The sequence below is a fragment of the Cupriavidus necator genome (genome assembly GCF_013141915.1).
GTDB lineage: Bacteria > Pseudomonadota > Gammaproteobacteria > Burkholderiales > Burkholderiaceae > Cupriavidus > Cupriavidus necator_B.
Genome location: NZ_SROX01000026.1, coordinates 15,501 through 33,056, shown reverse-complemented (window position 1 = coordinate 33,056; position 17,556 = coordinate 15,501). Strand labels below are relative to the sequence as shown.

Genomic DNA, 17,556 nt, shown 5'->3' with positions numbered 1-17,556 from the left:
TGCTGCTGATGAAGACCTTGCCAAGGACCTTGAGTGATACTGTTGTTGACCATGGGCCACACTTCGTCTGACGCTTACGCTTCGCGGGGGGAAGGGACAGCGTGCTCTTCGATGTCTGCTTTTCGGCTACCCCTTGAACGGCCGCGTTAGAGAAAGCTGACAGGCCCGCTCTGGGTCGTTCTGAGACCATCCCTAGGCCGCTCCAATCGGCAAGCAGAAAATAAAAAAGCCATCCCCAAACGTCGGGGATGGCGGGCTTCAGTCGGCTTGGCGAGGAGCGCGCGTGCCGCGCTGCTTCGGCTCAGGTAGAACGTACCCGAATCTCGCCCAAGCCTGTGGGTCGATCGGGAGCGGGTTCGTGCGCCCCGCTGCCAGATTCACAAACGCGCCGCAGTACTGCAGGGTGCCCGTGCGGAACAGCGTCCACAGCAGATTGTACGCCTGCACCGCGATCGCCTGATTGATCACCAGCGATTGCCTGCTGAGCGCGTCGGCCATCGAACAGGAGGGCGCCGTGTCCTTCTTGTCCCCTTTCGGGTCCAGAAGTTCGGGGAACAGGTCGCCCACATGGGGCAACCGTTCCGCTGCTTTGCCACGGACCTGTCCCAGAATGACCTGGCCGCTGTCCGATTCGTTGCCGCAGTCGAGGTAGTAGCCCCCGCCGCCGCGCGCCATTGCCCCCAGGATGGCTTTGCGGGCGCGCCGCGTATCGACGCAACCGATCACCATGTCACAGCGAAAGCGGTCCCGACTGTCAACGCGACTGACCTGCGCTTCCCAGCGCGTGCCCATCAGGTTGTTCAGCCGATTCACCAGCAAGGTTGCCTTCGGTTGCCCAATATCGACCGGATAGAAGCCCTGCCGGCCGACATTGGTCTCGCTGACGAGGTCATCATCGTAGACGGTGCATTCGATACCGCCGGGGTGGCCCAGCTCCAGCATCGCGTGGTGCAGGCGCGCCAGATTGGGAAGCAGCGCGCTGCCCGTGCCTCCGGCACCAACAACAACGACGTTCCAGGCGCGCCTGGTCATGGCTGTGGGAATGCGATGCTCGATCATGCGATCGCCTCCCTACTGGCCGCGGCATACCAATCCGCCGGCACCTTTTCCACCTTCTCGAAGATTCCCTTGGCACACAGCCGCAGCGCCATCGAAGGCACGGCGGATGCGCAATTGCCGATCACGAACGCGAACTTCACGTCGTGCCGGTCATCGCCATCGTCTGTGGCGGAGAAGTACGCCGGCGAATGACCATGGGAATGGCAGTCGACGACAAGCACATCCTCTGACCCCAGCTCCGGCCGCTCATACTTCAGGTGGCCAGCGCCGTGCTCGAGGATACCTACCGGAACGAGGCGGAACGCCGCGGTAGCGGCATTCCACACGATCCAGGCGCCCGTTTCCTTCGGATTAGCCGCGCGAGCCATGGCTGCAAAATCCCCGATCAGCTTGGCCGGGATACGCCCACAGACCAGGTCCGTCTCCTCCCGCGCGTCGCCGTACGGGACTGCGGTGCGGTGCTGGAACTGCCCGAGGCAGCGCACCAGCCTCAGCCACGGGCGGGCGATTTCAAGAAATACACCGTTGGCGGCAATGAGAAGCCGCTCGCCGGCCCGGGACATGGGCTCGAGCTTGGAGAAGCGCGGCACCATCACCGACGGGAACGACTGTTGCAGGGTGACATCAGCAGGATGCATGGTCATTTATCCAGTTTGCCGGCGATCAAATCGGCCAGCGTACGTTTCATGGGGATGAGGACTTGCTTCGGGTAGTCGGTGAACCGGCCGTCGAGCATGTCCTTCCAGAAGGCATAGGGGCCGCGCTCGAATTTGACGCGCGGGTTCCCATGGTTGGGGTGGGTGAAGGCAGAGTCGAAGAAGCCCGATTCCCATCCGGCAATGGAGGCAACGTCGATCTGCTTGGGCACGTGTGCACTGCCGATGCAGATCTTTCCGTTGTCCCAGGTGTTGAAGTACGGCGGCTCGTGCAGCACCGACGCCGGTACCGGCCGGTCCTCGCCAGACAGCGCGAAGACGCGGAACCCCGTGTGGGCTGCCTGGAAGACCAGACCCGGATGCGGTACCACTGCACTGCATTCGCCAAACTCACTGCACTTGAAGAACACGCGGCGATGGCCTGGCGGGCACCACCACGTCACCGCGGTAGGGCTGATCGACAGCACATTGGGCGTCAGGAACTCACCCTTGGGAAGGGACGCTTCCGCAACCTGCCGCACCGCCTGGATCAGTGCCTGGCGATTGAGCGGCGTGCCCGCACCGATGACGGGACGGCCGGTCTTTGCGTCGGGCTCGATCCGATGCGCGGTGGCATACGAGAACTCGGCGACAGAACGGCCATACAGCAAAATGGCGCCTTGCAGCGCCACGTCATGCGACCGCGTCGCGGTCAGGATCTCAGCCATTAGGCCCTCCTAGGAAGAAATGAGTGTCAAGACACGGTCAAGCGCGCCGATGATCCGCAGCATGTTGGCCAGGTCCTCGAACTGCTGGCGGATAGCCTTGCGTTCCGTCGCGATGGGAATAAAGCACTGGAACATCGTGGCTTCGCCACTGTTGTTCGCGCACTCGAAATGGTTGTCGAGCACCTCCGACACATAGTCGCTTTCGCAATACGCGATCGTGGCTGCGGAATAGGCTGGCTCGGCCCATTGGGCGCCGGCAACTGCTGATCGGTCACCAGCTCTTGCCAACGTCAACCGCAGGTCGGCCAACGCCGCGCAAGTTTCGGCCAGCCACGCATCTTCCGAGCGCGCCATGGCGCGCAAGGTGCGTGGTGAAAGCTCGCGCAGCTGGGACGACCCGGGCAGGACATGGGCATACCGGGGCAGAGTGTCATCGGGCGCAAGTTCCGGCCGCACGACGGAGGGCAGATAGCGCTCGATGTCCGCGTCGTCTCCGCCCCAGTTCTCCTTCAGAAATTCCCGCGCACTGTCGTCGTCGGCCAGGGTGGCGTCGTAGTCCCAGTGCCACCGGGCGAACTCGTCCAGCAACACATCGGGCGTGCGAACGAAGAGTGACTTCGAGCATGCGGCATTGACCAGGCTCATGGCCGTGAAGAGCAGCGATGGGTCTGCGGCACGCAGGGCTTGCGCTCTGGCTCTACCGATGCCATACACTTCTTCACCGGGCAGCTCGATCGCCAGATAGAGCGGCGCCTGCAGCCCGTCCTCCCAACCAAACTGCATGATCTGGTCCGCCGCGGCGGCCTGGTCGATCAGCGCAAAGCCAAACTGCAGGCGCTGACAGTGCGGGATACGCGGGTTCAACCACGCGAACATCGCTTGGGTGAACGCATCGCCGGCCCCGGTGGGGTCGGACACATCGCTCGCACGCAGCACGCCTGCCTCGAGCTGTGCGATCACCAGGTCGGTGATTTCCAGCTCGTCGGCGTAAGTCACGCGCCCCGAAACCGGCACGGAAGGCGCGACCCCTGGCAGGGTCAGAAAACCATGGGCAGGTCGACATCCGGCAGCGGGATGCCGTCGGTGTGGCGTCCATGCGGGTTGTTGCTCTGCATCGAGCTCAGGAACAAACGACCGAGGATCGAACAGCATTGTTGGGTCTCCTCAGAATGAAAAAAAACCGCCCTTTCGGGCGGCTCCTGTTTGATGGCGGCGAACTGTCCAGTGGACAGTGCCTTCATGAGGTCAGATTTGCGCATGCGCGCCCTTCGCGCCAGCGGCGCGGACGAACGTGAAGCGCGCGATATCGCCCTGGTGGTCCGGGCCATCTACCGCGGCGGTAGTGAGTTCCGGATACTGGGCCGAATAGACGTCCTTGACCTGCTCCGGGGTGAACTGAGGACCGGGGTCCATCAGCGTCATGCCGTTGTAGGAAAACTCGCGCGTGAGCTTCTTGACTTCGATTGCCATGTCAGCCTCCTTCAGAGCAACGACGCGAGATCGGTACCGCCCGAAGCCGGAGCGCTGCTCTCGACTTTCGTCGAGGCCTCGCCGCCAGCTCCGCCTTGCGGGTTGCTCTCGTCTTCGCTGTCCTGCTGCGAATCCGACGCATCCGATGCATCCGACGGTGCCGCAGCCTTGGCCAACGCCTTGGTGGCCTTGCTCGACTGCGAGGACTTGGCCGCTTCCAGAATGGACTTGGTGGCTTCGGCCTGCTCTGCCAGCGACTGGCGGGCAGCGGTGACGCCGGCCAGGGCTTGCGCGAAGCCCTCGTCCAGCTCGGCGGGCGTGGCCGACAGCGCCAGCGGCGTCGTCAGCGCAGCATCTGCCGCATTCTTGATAACGGGCACAACAACGACAGACATCAGGTCGCCCTGCATGGTGAGCGTGACGACCACTTTCTCACTCGCGCGCACGAGCGCAGCCAGTTCAGTGAACATAGGTGAATCCTTTTGGGGAAATGGAGTGACGGGCGGCGCGCAGGTGGCGCCCCCCCGAGTGAATGGATCAGTAGACAAGGACCTTGGGGACCTTGCCGTTGTAGTCGAACCCGTCGACGGCCAGGAGGCCAGCAACGACTTCCGGCTTCGACTTGCCGAACAGCTTGGCAAAACCATCGCCCAGCACCTTGCGGATACCGAGCTCGTCTGCCAGAACCTTCATCTCGGACTTGGTCAGCATCTCGAGGAAATCCTGCGACTTCTGCAGGTTCCAGTGATTGCGCAAGTCGAGTTTGTGGTACCGGCACAGCTCACGGAGGTTGCTCACGTCCATGCCGTCGATGGCCGCTACGGTCATGCCGATCGTCAGCTGCTGCCGGCGGCCGGCGTCCAGGCCATGGACAGCCGTGAGGCAGCCTTGAAGGGTCGATGACGGCTTCTGTTCCGTGAGCTTCTCGAAGAACTTGCCCATCACGTCGCCGCCGATGTTGCGCGACAGCCCGTGCATGGCGATCGCCAGCAAATAGGCATTGGCCTGGTCAGCGTTCTGCGCGACCTCCTTGCGCAGCGCCTTGCGCCAGAGTTCGGTGCGGTATTGCTTCACCTTCTCCGACTCGCTGATCACCGTGACAGGCTTCTCGGCGGGCGTGGAGGACTTGTCGCCCTTCGTTACCGTGGCCGGCTTGCCACCGCCCTGCTTCACGGCAGGTGCCTTGGCGGCATCACGTTCAGCCTTGATCCGGGCTGCCACCTTTTGTTGGTTGCACGCCGTATCGAAGCATTGGCCGCTGAACACCTTGCCCATGGAATCCGGCAGGCCGCTCACCGCGGCACCGAAGTTCTGGCAGGCATGGCATGCCTTGGCCTGTTCCTCGCCTACGCCGGTTGGACCATCCACCTTCAGCTGAATGCGGGTATGGTTGTCGCCGGCGCGGACGATGCGCACGATCGGGAACTCTTCCTTGAGCCCGTAAGCAATCCCTTCGAGCTTGCGATCGGTCTTTTCGGTGTAGCAGGCCCGGTTGGTGCAGTTGCCAGTGGCAATCGCCTCGCCGAACATCTCCGTCTGCAACGAAGAATTGTGCGGGCACGCCGTGCAGTCGGACTTGTCAAAGATGGCCGATTCCAGGCTGCACGCGGCCGCCTCAATGGTCTTCTTCAACTCCGACACCGACTTCTTCTCGCTGACGATGACCGGCAAGAGCTTGTCTTGCTTGTCCTTGGCTAGCGTGGCCAGCAGTTCGGCATGGCCGAGCTGGATGACACGGGTATTGAGCGCGTTCAGAACCGCATCGCTGCAATTCATCAGCGCCAGGCGCTTGTCGAGCGTTGAGCGCGACCAGCCAAGGACGCGGGCTGCTTCATCGCGGTCGCCGTTCAGGAGACCAACGATGCGCGATGCCGCCACGGCCTCCTCGGACGGGGCCATATCGGCACGCTGCACGTTTTCGATCAACGCCAGACGGTCTGCATCGGCGTCGGTCAGCACCTTCAGTGTGATGGGGATCTCGTATCCATCACCATGTGCAGCCAGTGCGGCGCGATAGCGGCGTTCACCGGCAACCAGTTCGTACTCATGCCCATTCTCATCGCCCTCGATGGGACGAATAAGAATCGGCTGGACGACACCATCCAGGCGAATGGATTCGGTCAGTTCAGCCATCTGGACAGGATCGAAGTACTTGCGCGGATTACGGCCAGGACGGATCTTGCCAATGACAACAGTGGGGTTTTGCATTTTTGGGTTCTCCGAGACGGAATGGGGAACCCGTTGCCGCACCGGGAACAGGTTCCCGGTGGGATGGAAGGATGGACTGGCCCGGCAAAGCGGGAGACCACCGTACTGCAGTAGCTGGCCCCAATGGGGCGAAGGTCGATGCGTCTTGGACGCGGAAAGCAGTAAAAGGATAGCCGAATTCGCCCTCATCGATCAATAGCCCACGCTCCGCCGCCGGAATTGGAGGGAGAGAGAAGCGCCGACTCGCTGATGCTCTCTACCGCCGACGGGAGAATGCTCGCTCGAGCAAAAAAAATGCCCTCCGCGTTTGGAGGGCTGAGTGCATCCGAGAGGGTTTCCGTAGCGGGCGCTACGGAAACCATCATAAGGGCTATGTCGCATCGGCTGAGGCCAGAAAGCTAGCCAATTCCGACGTCTTTTGACCGGGAAATAGGGCCGGAGCGAGTAACATCCCAGCCCATCCCCCTACGGCCTGACGCGTTCGGTCACTGGCGTACATGCTGGCGGGGCCCAATGGGTCGCGACAGCAGCGTAGTGACTGCACCGGCAACCTGCCAGCCGTCCAACTCCGATTCAAACATTCCATGTACCAACCGGTCCAGGCAGATCACTTCGATCCCCTCTGCCTCGACTGTACCGAGGATCCTTGCCACGGTGGTGCTACGGGTGCCGCGGCGCTTGATCGTCGCGAGGCCATCGCCGATCGCAATCTTGCAGTCTTCAGTCTTCATGCCGCCTCCTTAAGCAGCTCACGTTGATCCCTGGCCTGGCGACCATGCAGCTGGGCGAGATCGTCAACAAAATGGTCTAACAGCGTGTCCATGTGCAGGAAAGCCTCGTCTTCAAGTACCGGCGTCGCCCAGTCCAGGCCCGCCTCCATGGCGTCCCGTTTGTGCGCGACCATCTGGTCCTGATAGATGTCGATGCTCCCCGGCAAATGGAAATACACCACCCTCAGCTGCCCTTTTCGGTTCCACCGCAGCGCGCGTCGCATCGCCTGATACTCGATGCGCCATGTCCACGAGCGGTCATAGAAGAGGACATAGTCAGCATTAGGCAAGTTGTAGCCTGCCCGGCCCGATGCCTTGGTGCACAGTAGCGCTGTGGCATTGCCGGCGACGAAACGCTTGTCCTTCGCCGCCACGCGTTTGGATATCGGAATGCCCCCATGGAACGGCACCGCCTCGACGCCCTTCTCCTTCAGCTGCGCGCAGATGAGATCGATGACGCCCGGGTTCTCGGCAAACAGGATGGCCTGCTTGCCTTCCTTGGCAATAGCCTCGAGCCGTTTGATCACGGCACGTTGCTTGCTGGTGAGTTGCGCGAGCCTTCCGACGCCGTCCACCCCATGCTGCGGGTAGTTGGCGGCGAAGTGGACAGCGCGAATCCTGGCCAGGATGGCAATCAGATTGTTCCGGCGTCCGTCTTTTCGGACGTCCCGGTACCAGTCGGAAAACTCGTCTGCTGTACGCAGGTAGAGCGAAAGATGAGCACGGTCCCAGTCAGTCTCCACCACCTCTACTGCCGGTGGCTCGATCCGAATGTACCGTGAAACATCGGGCTCGCAGACCAAGCGGCGCTTGACATGCGGCGCCAGCATCTGGCGATACATGGGCAAATTGCCGATCTTCGGGACCTCACGCTTTGCCCCCTCCTGCAGGCTTTCGGCGAATTCCCAGGTCACCCACTCCAACACAACGAAGTCGTTCCGAAAGCGGTCGATACCCCGCATAGCATGCTGTGCAGACGCCAGCCAGTTCGCCTCGAGATACCCACGCCGGTAGCCATACGGCTGCGCGGCGGTGCCGTCGCCCCCCGTGAACGCGATCAGTCCAAAGATATCGCGCGGATAGTTGGCGATCGGGCTGCCGGTGAGGACATAACGGCGCTTGGCGGACAATTGCCAAAGCGCGCGGCTTTGGTCACTGCTCGGGTTCGACAACCGCTCCCCCTCATCCGCCACCAATAGCCCGATGCGACGGCGCAGCCGATGCGCGTAGGTGACGCGCAGCGACGCGTCCCGGCGCACCGGCATGCGTAGCCGTTCATAGGCGATCAGATTGATGCGTCCGAGCTTGTCCAGATCCTCGGGTGCCTGGATCACATGAACGTCCGAAGCCGGTAGGATCTGCGCCAGTTCCGCACGCATCTCGGGTACCAGCCTGGCTTCCACCACAATCAGACCATGATGGACCCCGGACAGCAGGATCAACGCCGCGGCAAGCCGTGACTTTCCGCAGCCTTGCTCCCACGCGGCGACCGCACCGTTGGGCTTCAACAGCAGCTCAACCAGGTCTTCTTGCTGGAATTCCCAGTCCAGCCACTTGTGAATCCCCAAGGCCAGCAGGCGTTTGCGCAACTGTGAGGCCTGCATGGGATAGCGGCGCTGCAGACCTTCGTGAACCACTTCCCAGGCCTGCGCTGACTTCTCGACGCTGTAACGGCTGGTGATCTCGTCCAACGAGACAACGTAGCGCTTGCCACTTACCTCGTACGCGTACCGGCCATCCGCTTGGCGAGCAAACTGAACGGCCTGGCCAGCCTTGATTACCGGGCTGCCCCACACCGTGGTGTCCACCAGATGCGTCTTGTTTGCGACGGCCACCAGCTGGTCTACAGAGCCAACACCGGTTGTCCAGACGGCATGCCGCAACGGCAGTGCCTGCCGAAGGCTGCGCCGCATCCGTCGCCGGAAATGGTCCAGAAAGCCCAAAGCGAACTCGGGCTCGCCGCCGGCCTGCTTCACGAGGCTCACCAGCTTGCCCAAGGCGGCGACAGGATCCGCCTGAACCAGGTAGGTCTCCAAGTCCAGCCGGCCCGTGCCCTCGTAACGAAAGCCGCTCGGCAGCCGCTGCCCTTCCAACGACACGATGCGGCGCTCCAGCACACGATTGAGCACCATCGCTTCGGTGAATCCGCACTCGAAGCCAAGGATAATCCGCCGCCCGTCGTGCGAGATGCGTACCCGTTTCTGCGAAGTCACGGGCCGGGTGATAGCGGGCCCATCATCATCCAGCAGTTGGTGGGCCAGCTTCGGTTCAGCATAGCGACGTTCGTCCCACTGCAGCTCGAGGCTTGGCAGCGGCGTCGCGAGATCCTTGACCAGTCCACGTAGAATGCCGCCCCTCAGACGATACCGACCGAATACGGCGATGGAGGTGCGCACTTCTGCGCCTTCCTCGCGAAACGCGCTTGCCGGCAGGTCAAAGACCCCAACCAGACGACTCGCCGCGCCGCTGTATGGTTCGCCATGTGGCAGGCATGCGTCGGCAAACTTGTCGACAAACGTGGTCGGCAACAAGGCAACAACGACCTGCGCGGCGTCCAGTGCCTGAGCCAGCGCATACTCATGGCTCAACGCGCTGGTACCGGGCCCGAAGCGGCCCCAGGTCGTGCAGTCGTAGGGCTGAAGATGGGGAGATTCGAGGTGAATCGAGAACGGCGGGTTGATGAGGGCGATATCGAATCTACGCGGGTGGATTTCCTCCATTCCCGCATGCAGGAAGCTGCCGTCGAAGCCCGCATTCTCGATGGCCTGTTGTACTGCAGCAATCGTTGGCTCGTGCACATCGACGCCGAACAAGCTGTGCCGCGCCGGATCTGCAAACTGCAGCAGGCGACCGGAACCGACGGAATTGTCGAGGACGGACACCTTCCTTTCCGGCCGCCAGTCCACCACTACACCCCACATCAGCCGAGCGATAGCATCCGGCGTGAAGAACTGCGAGAGGTGGCGCTGACGTGCTGCGTGCAACTCGCCCATGTGGGCAATCTTCTCGGCTTGGGAACCGAGGCTGACAATTGCCCGTAGGGGCTCATACCAATTGTTCATGAAGGGGTCTCGAAAATGAAAATGCCCCGCTGTTCAGCGGGGCATGTCAGTGGAAACGTGGCGATCATCGTGCGCCAGGTCGGCGCGCGATGACAGCCAAATGCTTGCCGTGTCAGGATTGGTCTTCCATGAAGACCGCGCCGTATTCGCCAATGAACAGCATCAGCTCCTCCGCGATCTGGTGCGAAAACTTAAAATCCCACGCGTCCTTGAAAAAGACGACGTCGAGCCCCGGAAAGCTTCGCTTCTCGCGGTAGCTGTACTCGAGGGTATGGACGTTCAGGCGCCCGAGACCGATGGCCAGTGCCTGATGCCCCGCCTTGGCCGCAAACGCCATAAGTCCCTGCAGGCAATCTGCGGCATGCTGACAGCTGTAGTAGCCCAGCTTGCGCGCGGATCGGCCGTAGCAGCCTTCGGATGTCGCACGTAGACGAAGCACCACCGCGGACGCGGTACGCTGTACGTCTTTCTTTCGATTCAGACCGAATCCCTTGATGATGCGCTGAGCGGCTTGCTGGTACGCCAGTTCCTTGCCGCCATCGCCGCCATAGCGAGCGTGAAGCGACGCCCACAGTCCATCGATGTCGGGGACCCGACCCGCATCGAGTGCCTCACCGATGTTCAGGCCGGCATGCTCCCGCTCTGTGGCGTCGTCGATGTCCAGACGCGTGCCCGCCGGAGCGAACTCACGCCTGGCACGATTGACCACGTTGCCAGCAAGCGAGATGCAAAAACTCTCCAGCTCCCTGTGCGTACTGTAGTCCGACCGGACGTCAACCGCGTGGGCGTGCTGCGCAATGCCAGCCAAGGTTTCGCGCTCAAAGCTCGCCACGGAGCGATAGGCTGCGCCAGCGGATTCTTGAGCCTTGATAAAGCGCTCGACGATCTCGTTGTACATGCAAACCTCCGTCAGTGCAGGGTGAGTGCTGGACCAGCAGGCAACGGCGAGAAGCCCATCGCCCACCATGCCGAGACCGGATGATCGGGGAAATCCGGAATGGAGCTGCGGCAGAACGCAACAGGTACATCCGCCAGGTCCACGGTACCGGCTAAGAGCTGCTGGCGCCACTGCGCTTGCAGACGCAGCCACGTAAGCTCCGCCCGTGCAATCGCATCCCAGCACGTCGGAACCGTGGCCTCGTCGAAAATTTCAGCCCCTGCAGCCGTCATGATGGCCACCACTTCATGGTAGCGCCCGAGCTCATGCGGAAAACCGCGACGCTCGAATGAGAGCGTAACGGGATCCGGGTTGCCAAAGGCGCGTTGCAGTTGGCGGATGAAGACAGCGCATTCGAGGCGCGATTGCGCTTCATAGTCGGCTTGACCGACTTGGGCGCACGATTCCTCAGCGGGAACCGGTCCTACCTCAATGGTGAGGGTCTTGGGTGAGAACATGGCGTTTCCTTCTGAAAAACGGGAACGCCCCCATCGGGCGTTCCCCGACGGGTGATAGGAGGCCGGGGAACGCATCCCCGGCCGGTAGTGGAATGGCCGGTGACCTCGACAGGTCAGCCGGCAGTGGCAGGCTTCGGATCCAGACTCAGCAGCTTCGCGAGAAGCCAGCTGATCAGAACCAGAAACTCGATTTCCGCAACGATGTGCATTTGCATTGCTGCAAGGCGATCGTCACCGGTGGTCACAACGAAATACAGCGCCGCGAACAGGTTCAGAACCGTCGCAAGGACGGCCAGCGTGCTGGTACGGGAGGAGATAAGCATGGAAAGGCTCCGGAAATGGAGCCTTCCCCATTGGGAAAAGCTCCCAATGGGTGGAAAAGCAGATGGCCGGTACGCCGGCAGGGTCGATGCGCTGAAAGCGCGGAGAATCGAGCGGATATTACAGCGAATTGACGCCGGTGGACAAGGCCCCGGCGCGATCAACCTGCAGCGCGTCGCTGCCGGCTCGCTTCGCGCAAGCGGTTGATCACGTCCCAGCGGCGCAGGTCGACCTCTTCCGGGTTCTCCAGGTTCGAGTGGTCCAGGATCGGACCGTCATCGCCGAACGGCGTGTAGTCTTCGGGCAGCTTGCCTTCTTGCTTCAGTCGGGCGGCCTGCAATTTGGAGAGCCCGTGGCTGGTTTCGCTGATCGCCACGTAATCCCAGCGCTGCGGCACCGCGTCTTCGGAAAACCAGTCTTCGCCCTCCCCCGTCGCAACGAGTGCGACGACATCGTAGACACTGCCCGTCGACGAGGGCACCGCCCTGACCTCGAAGCGAATGACCTCCGGCCGCGGATGCCAAAACACCCGATCCAGATAGCGCTTGAACGTAAAGGCGTCCAGGCGCGCGATCTCCCCATATTGCGAATCTCCCGGAGGGATGAACTCGCGCTCGCCCGCAGGCCGGGTGCCGAGGGACACTTCGCGAAAGCTGGTGGTGCGCGACGCCATGACGATTTCCGTGAAAGAGGGGGTCAATTCTATAGCTTTCACAGCCAAATTCTGCCGGCCGGGCCGGGACAATAACGGTTGGCGAACCTCGCCGGCCGGCTGCCTTGACTTCGCATCGGCGCCGGTATCCTGGTTCGAAGACCTCTCGATACCTTGCAGCCATGCGGTTCACTCGCTTCGAACGATACACCCCGATCGATTTCAACACCCGCCGGCAGGCGGCGTTCGCACGCAAGCAGCAGCGCGAACGCGACCGCTATCCGCTCTTCGCCGACCACGTCGCCGGCGAGCAGCACACCTTCGACGAAGAAGTCCTGCGGCGGCAGCGCGACGCTGATCGATTTGAAGCCGGCCAGCGAGCGTTCCAGGCGCGCGTATGGCGCAAGGCCCGTGCCCGCTTCTTCTCGTTGCCAGAAACCATCAAGGTCCAGATCCGCGCGAAGTGGCTAACGTGGACCGGCCCGACCAACGCGATAACCTTCAGCTATATCGTGGATGAGTTGAGCGGCGACCAGGCACGCCGGGTGGCGCAGGCCAATGCGGTCCACGCTGCCATCCGCGAACGCGTGCGGGCGTCTATGGGCATTCAGACGGCACTGGAGGTGTCGTGATGACACCCACCGACGAGCAGAGCGCCGTCGTCGCCGCTGTAAGAAGCGGCGATCACCTCAAGGTAAAGGCATACGCCGGCGCGGGCAAGACCTCCACGCTCAGGCTGGCGGCGGATGCACGCGGCCGCGCCCGCGGGCTTTACCTCGCCTTCAACAAGGACATTGCGACGGAAGCTGCCAGCAAGTTTCCGTCCAATACCCGCTGCCGCACCGTCCATTCGATTGCCTACGGTGCAACCCGTCCCGAAATCACCCGCAAGCTTAAGAATCCGGTCGAGCCGCCCCATCAGCTGGCCTTGCGCTACCGCCTGGGGCCGGTTCGCCTGCCCACCACCATCGGCAAGGACCTGGAACTGAGCGCCAGCAAGGTCGCACGGATGGTGATGGACGGCGCAGCGCGCTTCTGCCGCTCCGCGCAAGGCGAGCCGCTCGCCTGGCATATCCCCGTGGAGCCGATCATCGGGGAAGAGGAAGCCGAGCACCTGCGCGAATACCTGCTTCCGCATGTACGACGGTTATGGCAGGAATACTGTGACCCCGCGGCACCGTCGGCAATCACCCATGACGTCTACGTGAAGCTATGGGAGCGAAGCCGCCCGACGATCGGCGCCGACTTCATCCTGTTCGACGAAGCCCAGGACGCCGACGGCCTGATGCTGTCGGTGTTGCGCGCCCAGCAGGCGCAAGTGGTCTATGTCGGCGATCCGTACCAGCAGATCTACGAATGGCGCGGCGCAGTCAATGCGATGGACCACATTCGAGCGCCCGAGCGTTCGCTCACCGAATCGTTCCGGTTCGGCCCGGCCATCGCCCAGCTGGCGAGCCGGGTACTCAGCCTGATGGAAGAGGACGTGCCCGTCCGTGGCCAGGACCACATCGAGTCGCGCATCCTGCACGACTCCACGCCGGGACACGATCGCTTCGACGCCATCCTGTGCCGCAAGAACGCCACCGTGCTGACCCACCTTGCTCAAGGCATTGCCCGCGGCGACAAAGTCGCCGTGCGCGCCAATGTCGAAGAACTGAAGGCATTCGCCGACGGTGCCGAGCTGCTGATGCGCGGCCAGCGCATTGGCTATCCCGCGTCACTGGCGCTGTTCGAGACCTGGGAGGAGGTTCAGGAATATGCCGAGTCGTTTGCCGGCCGGGACCTGCAGCCGCTGGTAAAGCTGATCGACAACGAGGGGGTCGATTACCTGCGCCTGATCCTCGCACGCGTGTCGCCCGAAACCGAAGCGGACTACATCGTCAGCACCGTACACCGGGCCAAAGGCCTCGAGTGGGATCGGGTTCACCTTGCAGGCGACTTCAAGTTCAAGACCAACGACGAAGGCGACTTGAGCATGTCGCCGGAGGAAATGCGGCTCCTGTATGTCGCGATGACCCGGGCCAAGGTCCTGCTCGACATCAGTGAAATTCGCCGCGATCTGTACACGATGTTCCGTGACGCCGCCGTTTAGGAGAAGCCAATGATCACCGTTCGTGTTGGCAACAGCGAGTTGCCACTTGAAGATGTGCTGGAAAACCCAGGTCGGCATTCCCGCCTGTTGGAACGCGCGAAGACGACTCAAGGCTTTGCCGAGTGCGGCTGCACGTCCGGACCGCCGCGCCCCAAGCTGGTTATTCGGCGCCACCGAGAGATCTTCCTGCTCGCGCGCTGGCCCGAGCAGGCGCAACTGCACGGCGACAACTGCCCTTTCCAACGCCGCAACACCGGCAAGGGCGGTGCCGGCACCGACCTGGACCCGTTCCGCTTCCGCAACGGCGCGCTGGATATCCGGCTCGACGCGAGTCTAAAGATCAGCAGCCGCACACCGGCAAAGCCGGTGAAATCCAACCCCGAAGGCGAATCGAAGAAACCGCAGCGCCGCACCGCGGGCCTGCTCGCCTTCCTCGAATTCGCGTGGGAACAGGCGGGTCTGAACCTCTGGACCGGGTCCGGCAGACGGGGCTGGAGCGCTTGCTGGTCCCAGCTGAGCGCCGAGCTGGCGGACTGCCGCATCAACAACCGGCCCGCCGACAAGACGCTCCATATCGTGGAGAGATGGGACCCCTCGCGCAAAGCCGAGATCCTGGCAGAGCAGGATGCCTGGCTGGCAAGGCTCACGCCCACTGCAGCGGGCAGCCCGCGGGGCCTGCTGGTCGCTGAGGTTGCGGCGCACGAGCCATCGCAATTCGGAGCAAAATTCGTTCTCCGGCAAACGCAGTTGAGGTGCTTCATGAGCAGCGCGCTATACGAGCGCCTGCAGCGCTCCTACGGTCCGGCCCTGGCCGGTGCCGGCCAGCCGAATCAGCGGTGTGTCGCCATGCTCCTGGTCGAGAAGCCGGCAGACAGGAACTACCTCACGATCGTGGATGGTGCGGCTATGCTGACGAACGCGCAATTCCTGCCCTGCGACTCCACCTATGAAGTGGCCATGGCGGATCATCTGGTCACGCTGCGCCGCGCCTTCCGAAAGCCGCTGCGCCACATTGGCAATGCACCGGTCCACCCGGATTTCGTGCTGACCGACACCGCGGCGGAGGTCATGCTCGAAGTCCTTGGGCTCACCGGCAACCCGGAGTACGACGCAAGGATGGCGTCCAAGCGCGAGCACTACCGCGCCGCCGGCGTGACCGTGGTCGAGTGGGACGCGCCCACCCAGGACCTGGACTCGGTCCAGCTCCCGCCGCGGGCGGCACGCCGATCGGAGGTGGCCCATGGAGGCTGATGACGCAGCGCTCACCGACGACCTGTTCCACCAGGCCGTCGAACTGGTCCACCAGCATCGCGCGGCGTCGACCGCGCTCATCCAGCGCCATCTGCGGATCGGCTGGCGTGCTGCTGAAGCACTGCTGGAACGGATGGCGGCCGAGACGATGGTAGTGCGCAAGATGCAGAATGGCCTGTACCTCTACATCCACGGCCCGATTGGCGAGGAACTTGCGCGCCTTACCAGCTTCACTCGGGAGGTGTTGAGCGCGCTCACCACGGATCGTGTCGACGCAGACCAGCTGCGCGCGGCCGCGATCCGACACGGGCTTGCGAAAGAGACCACGGTCTCCGCCCGTTGCGGCGAGGCATGCGCATGCGCGACGCTGTTTGAGTTTCCGGTCGTGTGCTTCAGGCCGAGTGCGGCCGGGGGTTAATGGCGACCGGGCATCCCATCCCTTGACTTGCCTGTGTGCGCGCTACGCTGGATCGCATCCAGTTCAAGCAACCCAAGCGCGTCTTCGGCCTGCATGAAGGCGTCGCAAGGGAGGAGATTCGATCATGCCCCTCTTCAACGTAGAACTCGTATACCGCGCCGTCATTCAGGCGGACAACGCCGAGGCGGCGCTGGCCGTGGCCAGGCGCGACCGTCGGGACATCGAGGGCGATTGCGCCGAGCCACGCTACGACCTGGCCGGCCGCGTGCGAGCACCAACTGACCTCAAGGATGGCTGGACCGAGTCCGATACTCCGTACGGTGGTGACGGGTCGGCTTCCATTAGCCTGCTGCTTCAAGCCGCGGAATGCCCACCCGACCGCGACACCCGTACCATCGACATGTTTGAGGACGTCCCCGCATGAGCGATAACACCCGTATCGAGTGGGCAGACCACACCTGGAATCCGTGGGAAGGCTGCCAGAAGGTCGGGCCGGGCTGCGACCACTGCTACGCCGAAGCACGCAACGCCCGGTTTGCCGGAGGGATCGCCATCAACTGGGGTCCCGGCGCGCCGCGGCGGCGCACATCAGCAGCCAACTGGCGCAAGCCGCTGCTGTGGGACGCCCGACATGCGGCGTTTGCGACCATCCATGGCCGCCGGCAACGGGTCTTCTGCGCGAGCCTGTCCGACGTGTTCGACAATACGGTGCCGTTGGAATGGTTCGTCGACGTGCTGGAAGTCTGGCGCCAGACCCCGAACCTCGACAAGTTGGTCCTGACGAAGCGCATCGGCAACGCTACGCGTCGGCTTGAGCAAGCACTGGACTACCTCATGTCGACAAGGAACGGCCGCGAGAGCAGCGCGACGGTACAGTGGCTGGCCAGCTGGCTGGAAGGTAACGCTCCCGTCGACATCTGGCTCGGCGCCACCGTGGTCAATCAGTTAGAGGCCGACCGGGATATCCCGAAGCTGCTGCGCGTCCCGGCACGCATGCGGTTTCTATCGATGGAGCCGCTGTTGGGCCCCGTCGACGTGTTCTCCACATCCGACCCCTCGATCGACTGGATCATCGTGGGTGGAGAGAGTGGGTCCGGAGCGCGCCCAATGCATCCGGACTGGCCTCGTTCGCTGAGAGACCAGTGCGCCGCAGCGGGGGTGCCGTTCCTATTCAAGCAGCACGGCGAATGGGCCCCAGGCTCCGGCGATTTCGGGGCCGGCCGCTACGAGACTGCGGCAGTGGCACGCGACGGCCGCGTGGTGAACGGTGGATTCACCGCCGCTGGTTATCCGGCCGGCGCCTCCAGCGCTGATGGCTGGTCGATGGTCCACCGCGCGGGAAAGCGTCAAGCCGGCCGTCTACTCGACGGCGTGCAGCACGATGATTTCCCGATCAGCAGCGCCGATATCGCGCAAGCTTGTCGGCAGGTCCTTTACAAGGAAACCGCCTGACGCGGCGGCCAGACCCTCAAAGTAATGCACTCAACAAAGGAAG

General features: G+C 62.9%; 20 protein-coding genes. 6 read left to right on the top strand and 14 right to left on the bottom strand.

What is annotated here, in order from left to right; genetic code table 11:
• Window positions 1-258: 258 nt before the first annotated feature.
• The 14 genes from E5S69_RS30170 to E5S69_RS30110 all read right to left on the bottom strand — a co-directional run bounded on the left by E5S69_RS30170 (window position 259) and on the right by E5S69_RS30110 (window position 12,321).
• Entirely contained in the window at window positions 259-1,059 is an 801-nt protein-coding gene (locus E5S69_RS30170; protein ID WP_115737282.1) for a PRTRC system ThiF family protein, read from the bottom strand.
• Window positions 1,056-1,697: a PRTRC system protein A gene (locus E5S69_RS30165; protein ID WP_115737281.1), complete on the bottom strand. Its 642-nt coding sequence runs from the start codon at window positions 1,695-1,697 to the stop codon at window positions 1,056-1,058. The genes E5S69_RS30170 and E5S69_RS30165 overlap by 4 nt, the downstream gene beginning before the upstream one ends.
• A 2-nt stretch (window positions 1,698-1,699) precedes the next feature.
• Window positions 1,700-2,422 carry a PRTRC system protein B gene (locus tag E5S69_RS30160; protein WP_115737280.1) on the bottom strand — a complete coding sequence of 241 codons (723 nt, stop codon included), beginning with the start codon at window positions 2,420-2,422 and terminating at the stop codon, window positions 1,700-1,702.
• Window positions 2,423-2,431: 9 nt separating this feature from the next.
• Window positions 2,432-3,418 carry a PRTRC system protein F gene (locus E5S69_RS30155; protein WP_232348060.1) on the bottom strand — a complete coding sequence of 329 codons (987 nt, stop codon included), beginning with the start codon at window positions 3,416-3,418 and terminating at the stop codon, window positions 2,432-2,434.
• A 41-nt stretch (window positions 3,419-3,459) separates the two neighbouring features.
• Window positions 3,460-3,663 (bottom strand): hypothetical protein, encoded by a 204-nt coding sequence (locus E5S69_RS32540; protein ID WP_232348061.1) that lies wholly within the window; start codon window positions 3,661-3,663, stop codon window positions 3,460-3,462.
• A gap of 4 nt (window positions 3,664-3,667) precedes the next feature.
• Complete coding sequence (locus tag E5S69_RS30150) at window positions 3,668-3,892, bottom strand: PRTRC system protein C (protein WP_115737278.1); 225 nt, start codon at window positions 3,890-3,892, stop codon at window positions 3,668-3,670.
• An 11-nt stretch (window positions 3,893-3,903) separates the two neighbouring features.
• Entirely contained in the window at window positions 3,904-4,362 is a 459-nt protein-coding gene (locus E5S69_RS30145) for a PRTRC system protein E (RefSeq protein ID WP_115737277.1), read from the bottom strand.
• A gap of 67 nt (window positions 4,363-4,429) precedes the next feature.
• Window positions 4,430-6,100, bottom strand: coding sequence for a PRTRC system ParB family protein (locus E5S69_RS30140; RefSeq protein ID WP_115737276.1), 1,671 nt, complete (start codon window positions 6,098-6,100; stop codon window positions 4,430-4,432).
• A gap of 485 nt (window positions 6,101-6,585) precedes the next feature.
• Complete coding sequence (locus E5S69_RS30135; RefSeq protein WP_115737275.1) at window positions 6,586-6,831, bottom strand: hypothetical protein; 246 nt, start codon at window positions 6,829-6,831, stop codon at window positions 6,586-6,588.
• The gene (locus E5S69_RS30130) at window positions 6,828-9,932 is read right to left on the bottom strand and encodes a DEAD/DEAH box helicase (RefSeq protein ID WP_115737274.1); all 3,105 of its coding nucleotides are present in this window, start codon (window positions 9,930-9,932) and stop codon (window positions 6,828-6,830) included. The genes E5S69_RS30135 and E5S69_RS30130 overlap by 4 nt, the downstream gene beginning before the upstream one ends.
• A gap of 112 nt (window positions 9,933-10,044) precedes the next feature.
• Complete coding sequence (locus E5S69_RS30125) at window positions 10,045-10,830, bottom strand: hypothetical protein (protein ID WP_115737273.1); 786 nt, start codon at window positions 10,828-10,830, stop codon at window positions 10,045-10,047.
• A gap of 11 nt (window positions 10,831-10,841) precedes the next feature.
• On the bottom strand, window positions 10,842-11,327 hold the full coding sequence (locus tag E5S69_RS30120; protein WP_115737272.1) for a hypothetical protein: 486 nt from the start codon (window positions 11,325-11,327) through the stop codon (window positions 10,842-10,844).
• 113 nt (window positions 11,328-11,440) lie between these two features.
• Window positions 11,441-11,650, bottom strand: a complete 210-nt coding sequence (locus E5S69_RS30115) for a hypothetical protein (RefSeq protein WP_115737271.1) — start codon at window positions 11,648-11,650, stop codon at window positions 11,441-11,443.
• A gap of 158 nt (window positions 11,651-11,808) precedes the next feature.
• Window positions 11,809-12,321, bottom strand: coding sequence for a hypothetical protein (locus E5S69_RS30110; RefSeq protein ID WP_115737270.1), 513 nt, complete (start codon window positions 12,319-12,321; stop codon window positions 11,809-11,811).
• A gap of 161 nt (window positions 12,322-12,482) precedes the next feature.
• Here E5S69_RS30110 and E5S69_RS30105 point away from each other — a divergent pair, with 161 nt between their 5' ends.
• The 6 genes from E5S69_RS30105 (at window position 12,483) to E5S69_RS30080 (ending at window position 17,513) form a co-directional block, all read left to right on the top strand.
• Entirely contained in the window at window positions 12,483-12,932 is a 450-nt protein-coding gene (locus E5S69_RS30105) for a hypothetical protein (RefSeq protein ID WP_115737269.1), read from the top strand.
• Window positions 12,932-14,392: a 3'-5' exonuclease gene (locus E5S69_RS30100; RefSeq protein ID WP_115737268.1), complete on the top strand. Its 1,461-nt coding sequence runs from the start codon at window positions 12,932-12,934 to the stop codon at window positions 14,390-14,392. The genes E5S69_RS30105 and E5S69_RS30100 overlap by 1 nt, the downstream gene beginning before the upstream one ends.
• A 9-nt stretch (window positions 14,393-14,401) precedes the next feature.
• Window positions 14,402-15,643 (top strand): DUF1173 family protein, encoded by a 1,242-nt coding sequence (locus E5S69_RS30095; protein ID WP_115737267.1) that lies wholly within the window; start codon window positions 14,402-14,404, stop codon window positions 15,641-15,643.
• A complete protein-coding gene (locus E5S69_RS30090) occupies window positions 15,633-16,061 on the top strand; it encodes a DNA translocase FtsK (protein ID WP_115737266.1) in 429 nt (142 codons plus the stop codon). Before E5S69_RS30095 ends, E5S69_RS30090 begins: the two co-directional genes overlap by 11 nt.
• 124 nt (window positions 16,062-16,185) lie before the next feature.
• Entirely contained in the window at window positions 16,186-16,485 is a 300-nt protein-coding gene (locus E5S69_RS30085; protein ID WP_115737265.1) for a hypothetical protein, read from the top strand.
• Window positions 16,482-17,513: a phage Gp37/Gp68 family protein gene (locus tag E5S69_RS30080; RefSeq protein WP_115737264.1), complete on the top strand. Its 1,032-nt coding sequence runs from the start codon at window positions 16,482-16,484 to the stop codon at window positions 17,511-17,513. Before E5S69_RS30085 ends, E5S69_RS30080 begins: the two co-directional genes overlap by 4 nt.
• Window positions 17,514-17,556: the final 43 nt, after the last annotated feature.

Bases quoted from the DNA above. Each gene is read 5' to 3' on its own strand.
- E5S69_RS30170 (WP_115737282.1), bottom strand. From the start codon at position 1,059: ATGATCGAGCATCGCATTCCCACAGCCATGACCAGGCGCGCCTGGAAC.
- E5S69_RS30165 (WP_115737281.1), bottom strand. From the start codon at position 1,697: ATGCATCCTGCTGATGTCACCCTGCAACAGTCGTTCCCGTCGGTGATG.
- E5S69_RS30160 (WP_115737280.1), bottom strand. From the start codon at position 2,422: ATGGCTGAGATCCTGACCGCGACGCGGTCGCATGACGTGGCGCTGCAA.
- E5S69_RS32540 (WP_232348061.1), bottom strand. From the start codon at position 3,663: ATGAAGGCACTGTCCACTGGACAGTTCGCCGCCATCAAACAGGAGCCG.
- E5S69_RS30150 (WP_115737278.1), bottom strand. From the start codon at position 3,892: ATGGCAATCGAAGTCAAGAAGCTCACGCGCGAGTTTTCCTACAACGGC.
- E5S69_RS30145 (WP_115737277.1), bottom strand. From the start codon at position 4,362: ATGTTCACTGAACTGGCTGCGCTCGTGCGCGCGAGTGAGAAAGTGGTC.
- E5S69_RS30140 (WP_115737276.1), bottom strand. From the start codon at position 6,100: ATGCAAAACCCCACTGTTGTCATTGGCAAGATCCGTCCTGGCCGTAAT.
- E5S69_RS30135 (WP_115737275.1), bottom strand. From the start codon at position 6,831: ATGAAGACTGAAGACTGCAAGATTGCGATCGGCGATGGCCTCGCGACG.
- E5S69_RS30130 (WP_115737274.1), bottom strand. From the start codon at position 9,932: ATGAACAATTGGTATGAGCCCCTACGGGCAATTGTCAGCCTCGGTTCC.
- E5S69_RS30125 (WP_115737273.1), bottom strand. From the start codon at position 10,830: ATGTACAACGAGATCGTCGAGCGCTTTATCAAGGCTCAAGAATCCGCT.
- E5S69_RS30120 (WP_115737272.1), bottom strand. From the start codon at position 11,327: ATGTTCTCACCCAAGACCCTCACCATTGAGGTAGGACCGGTTCCCGCT.
- E5S69_RS30115 (WP_115737271.1), bottom strand. From the start codon at position 11,650: ATGCTTATCTCCTCCCGTACCAGCACGCTGGCCGTCCTTGCGACGGTT.
- E5S69_RS30110 (WP_115737270.1), bottom strand. From the start codon at position 12,321: ATGGCGTCGCGCACCACCAGCTTTCGCGAAGTGTCCCTCGGCACCCGG.
- E5S69_RS30105 (WP_115737269.1), top strand. From the start codon at position 12,483: ATGCGGTTCACTCGCTTCGAACGATACACCCCGATCGATTTCAACACC.
- E5S69_RS30100 (WP_115737268.1), top strand. From the start codon at position 12,932: ATGACACCCACCGACGAGCAGAGCGCCGTCGTCGCCGCTGTAAGAAGC.
- E5S69_RS30095 (WP_115737267.1), top strand. From the start codon at position 14,402: ATGATCACCGTTCGTGTTGGCAACAGCGAGTTGCCACTTGAAGATGTG.
- E5S69_RS30090 (WP_115737266.1), top strand. From the start codon at position 15,633: ATGGAGGCTGATGACGCAGCGCTCACCGACGACCTGTTCCACCAGGCC.
- E5S69_RS30085 (WP_115737265.1), top strand. From the start codon at position 16,186: ATGCCCCTCTTCAACGTAGAACTCGTATACCGCGCCGTCATTCAGGCG.
- E5S69_RS30080 (WP_115737264.1), top strand. From the start codon at position 16,482: ATGAGCGATAACACCCGTATCGAGTGGGCAGACCACACCTGGAATCCG.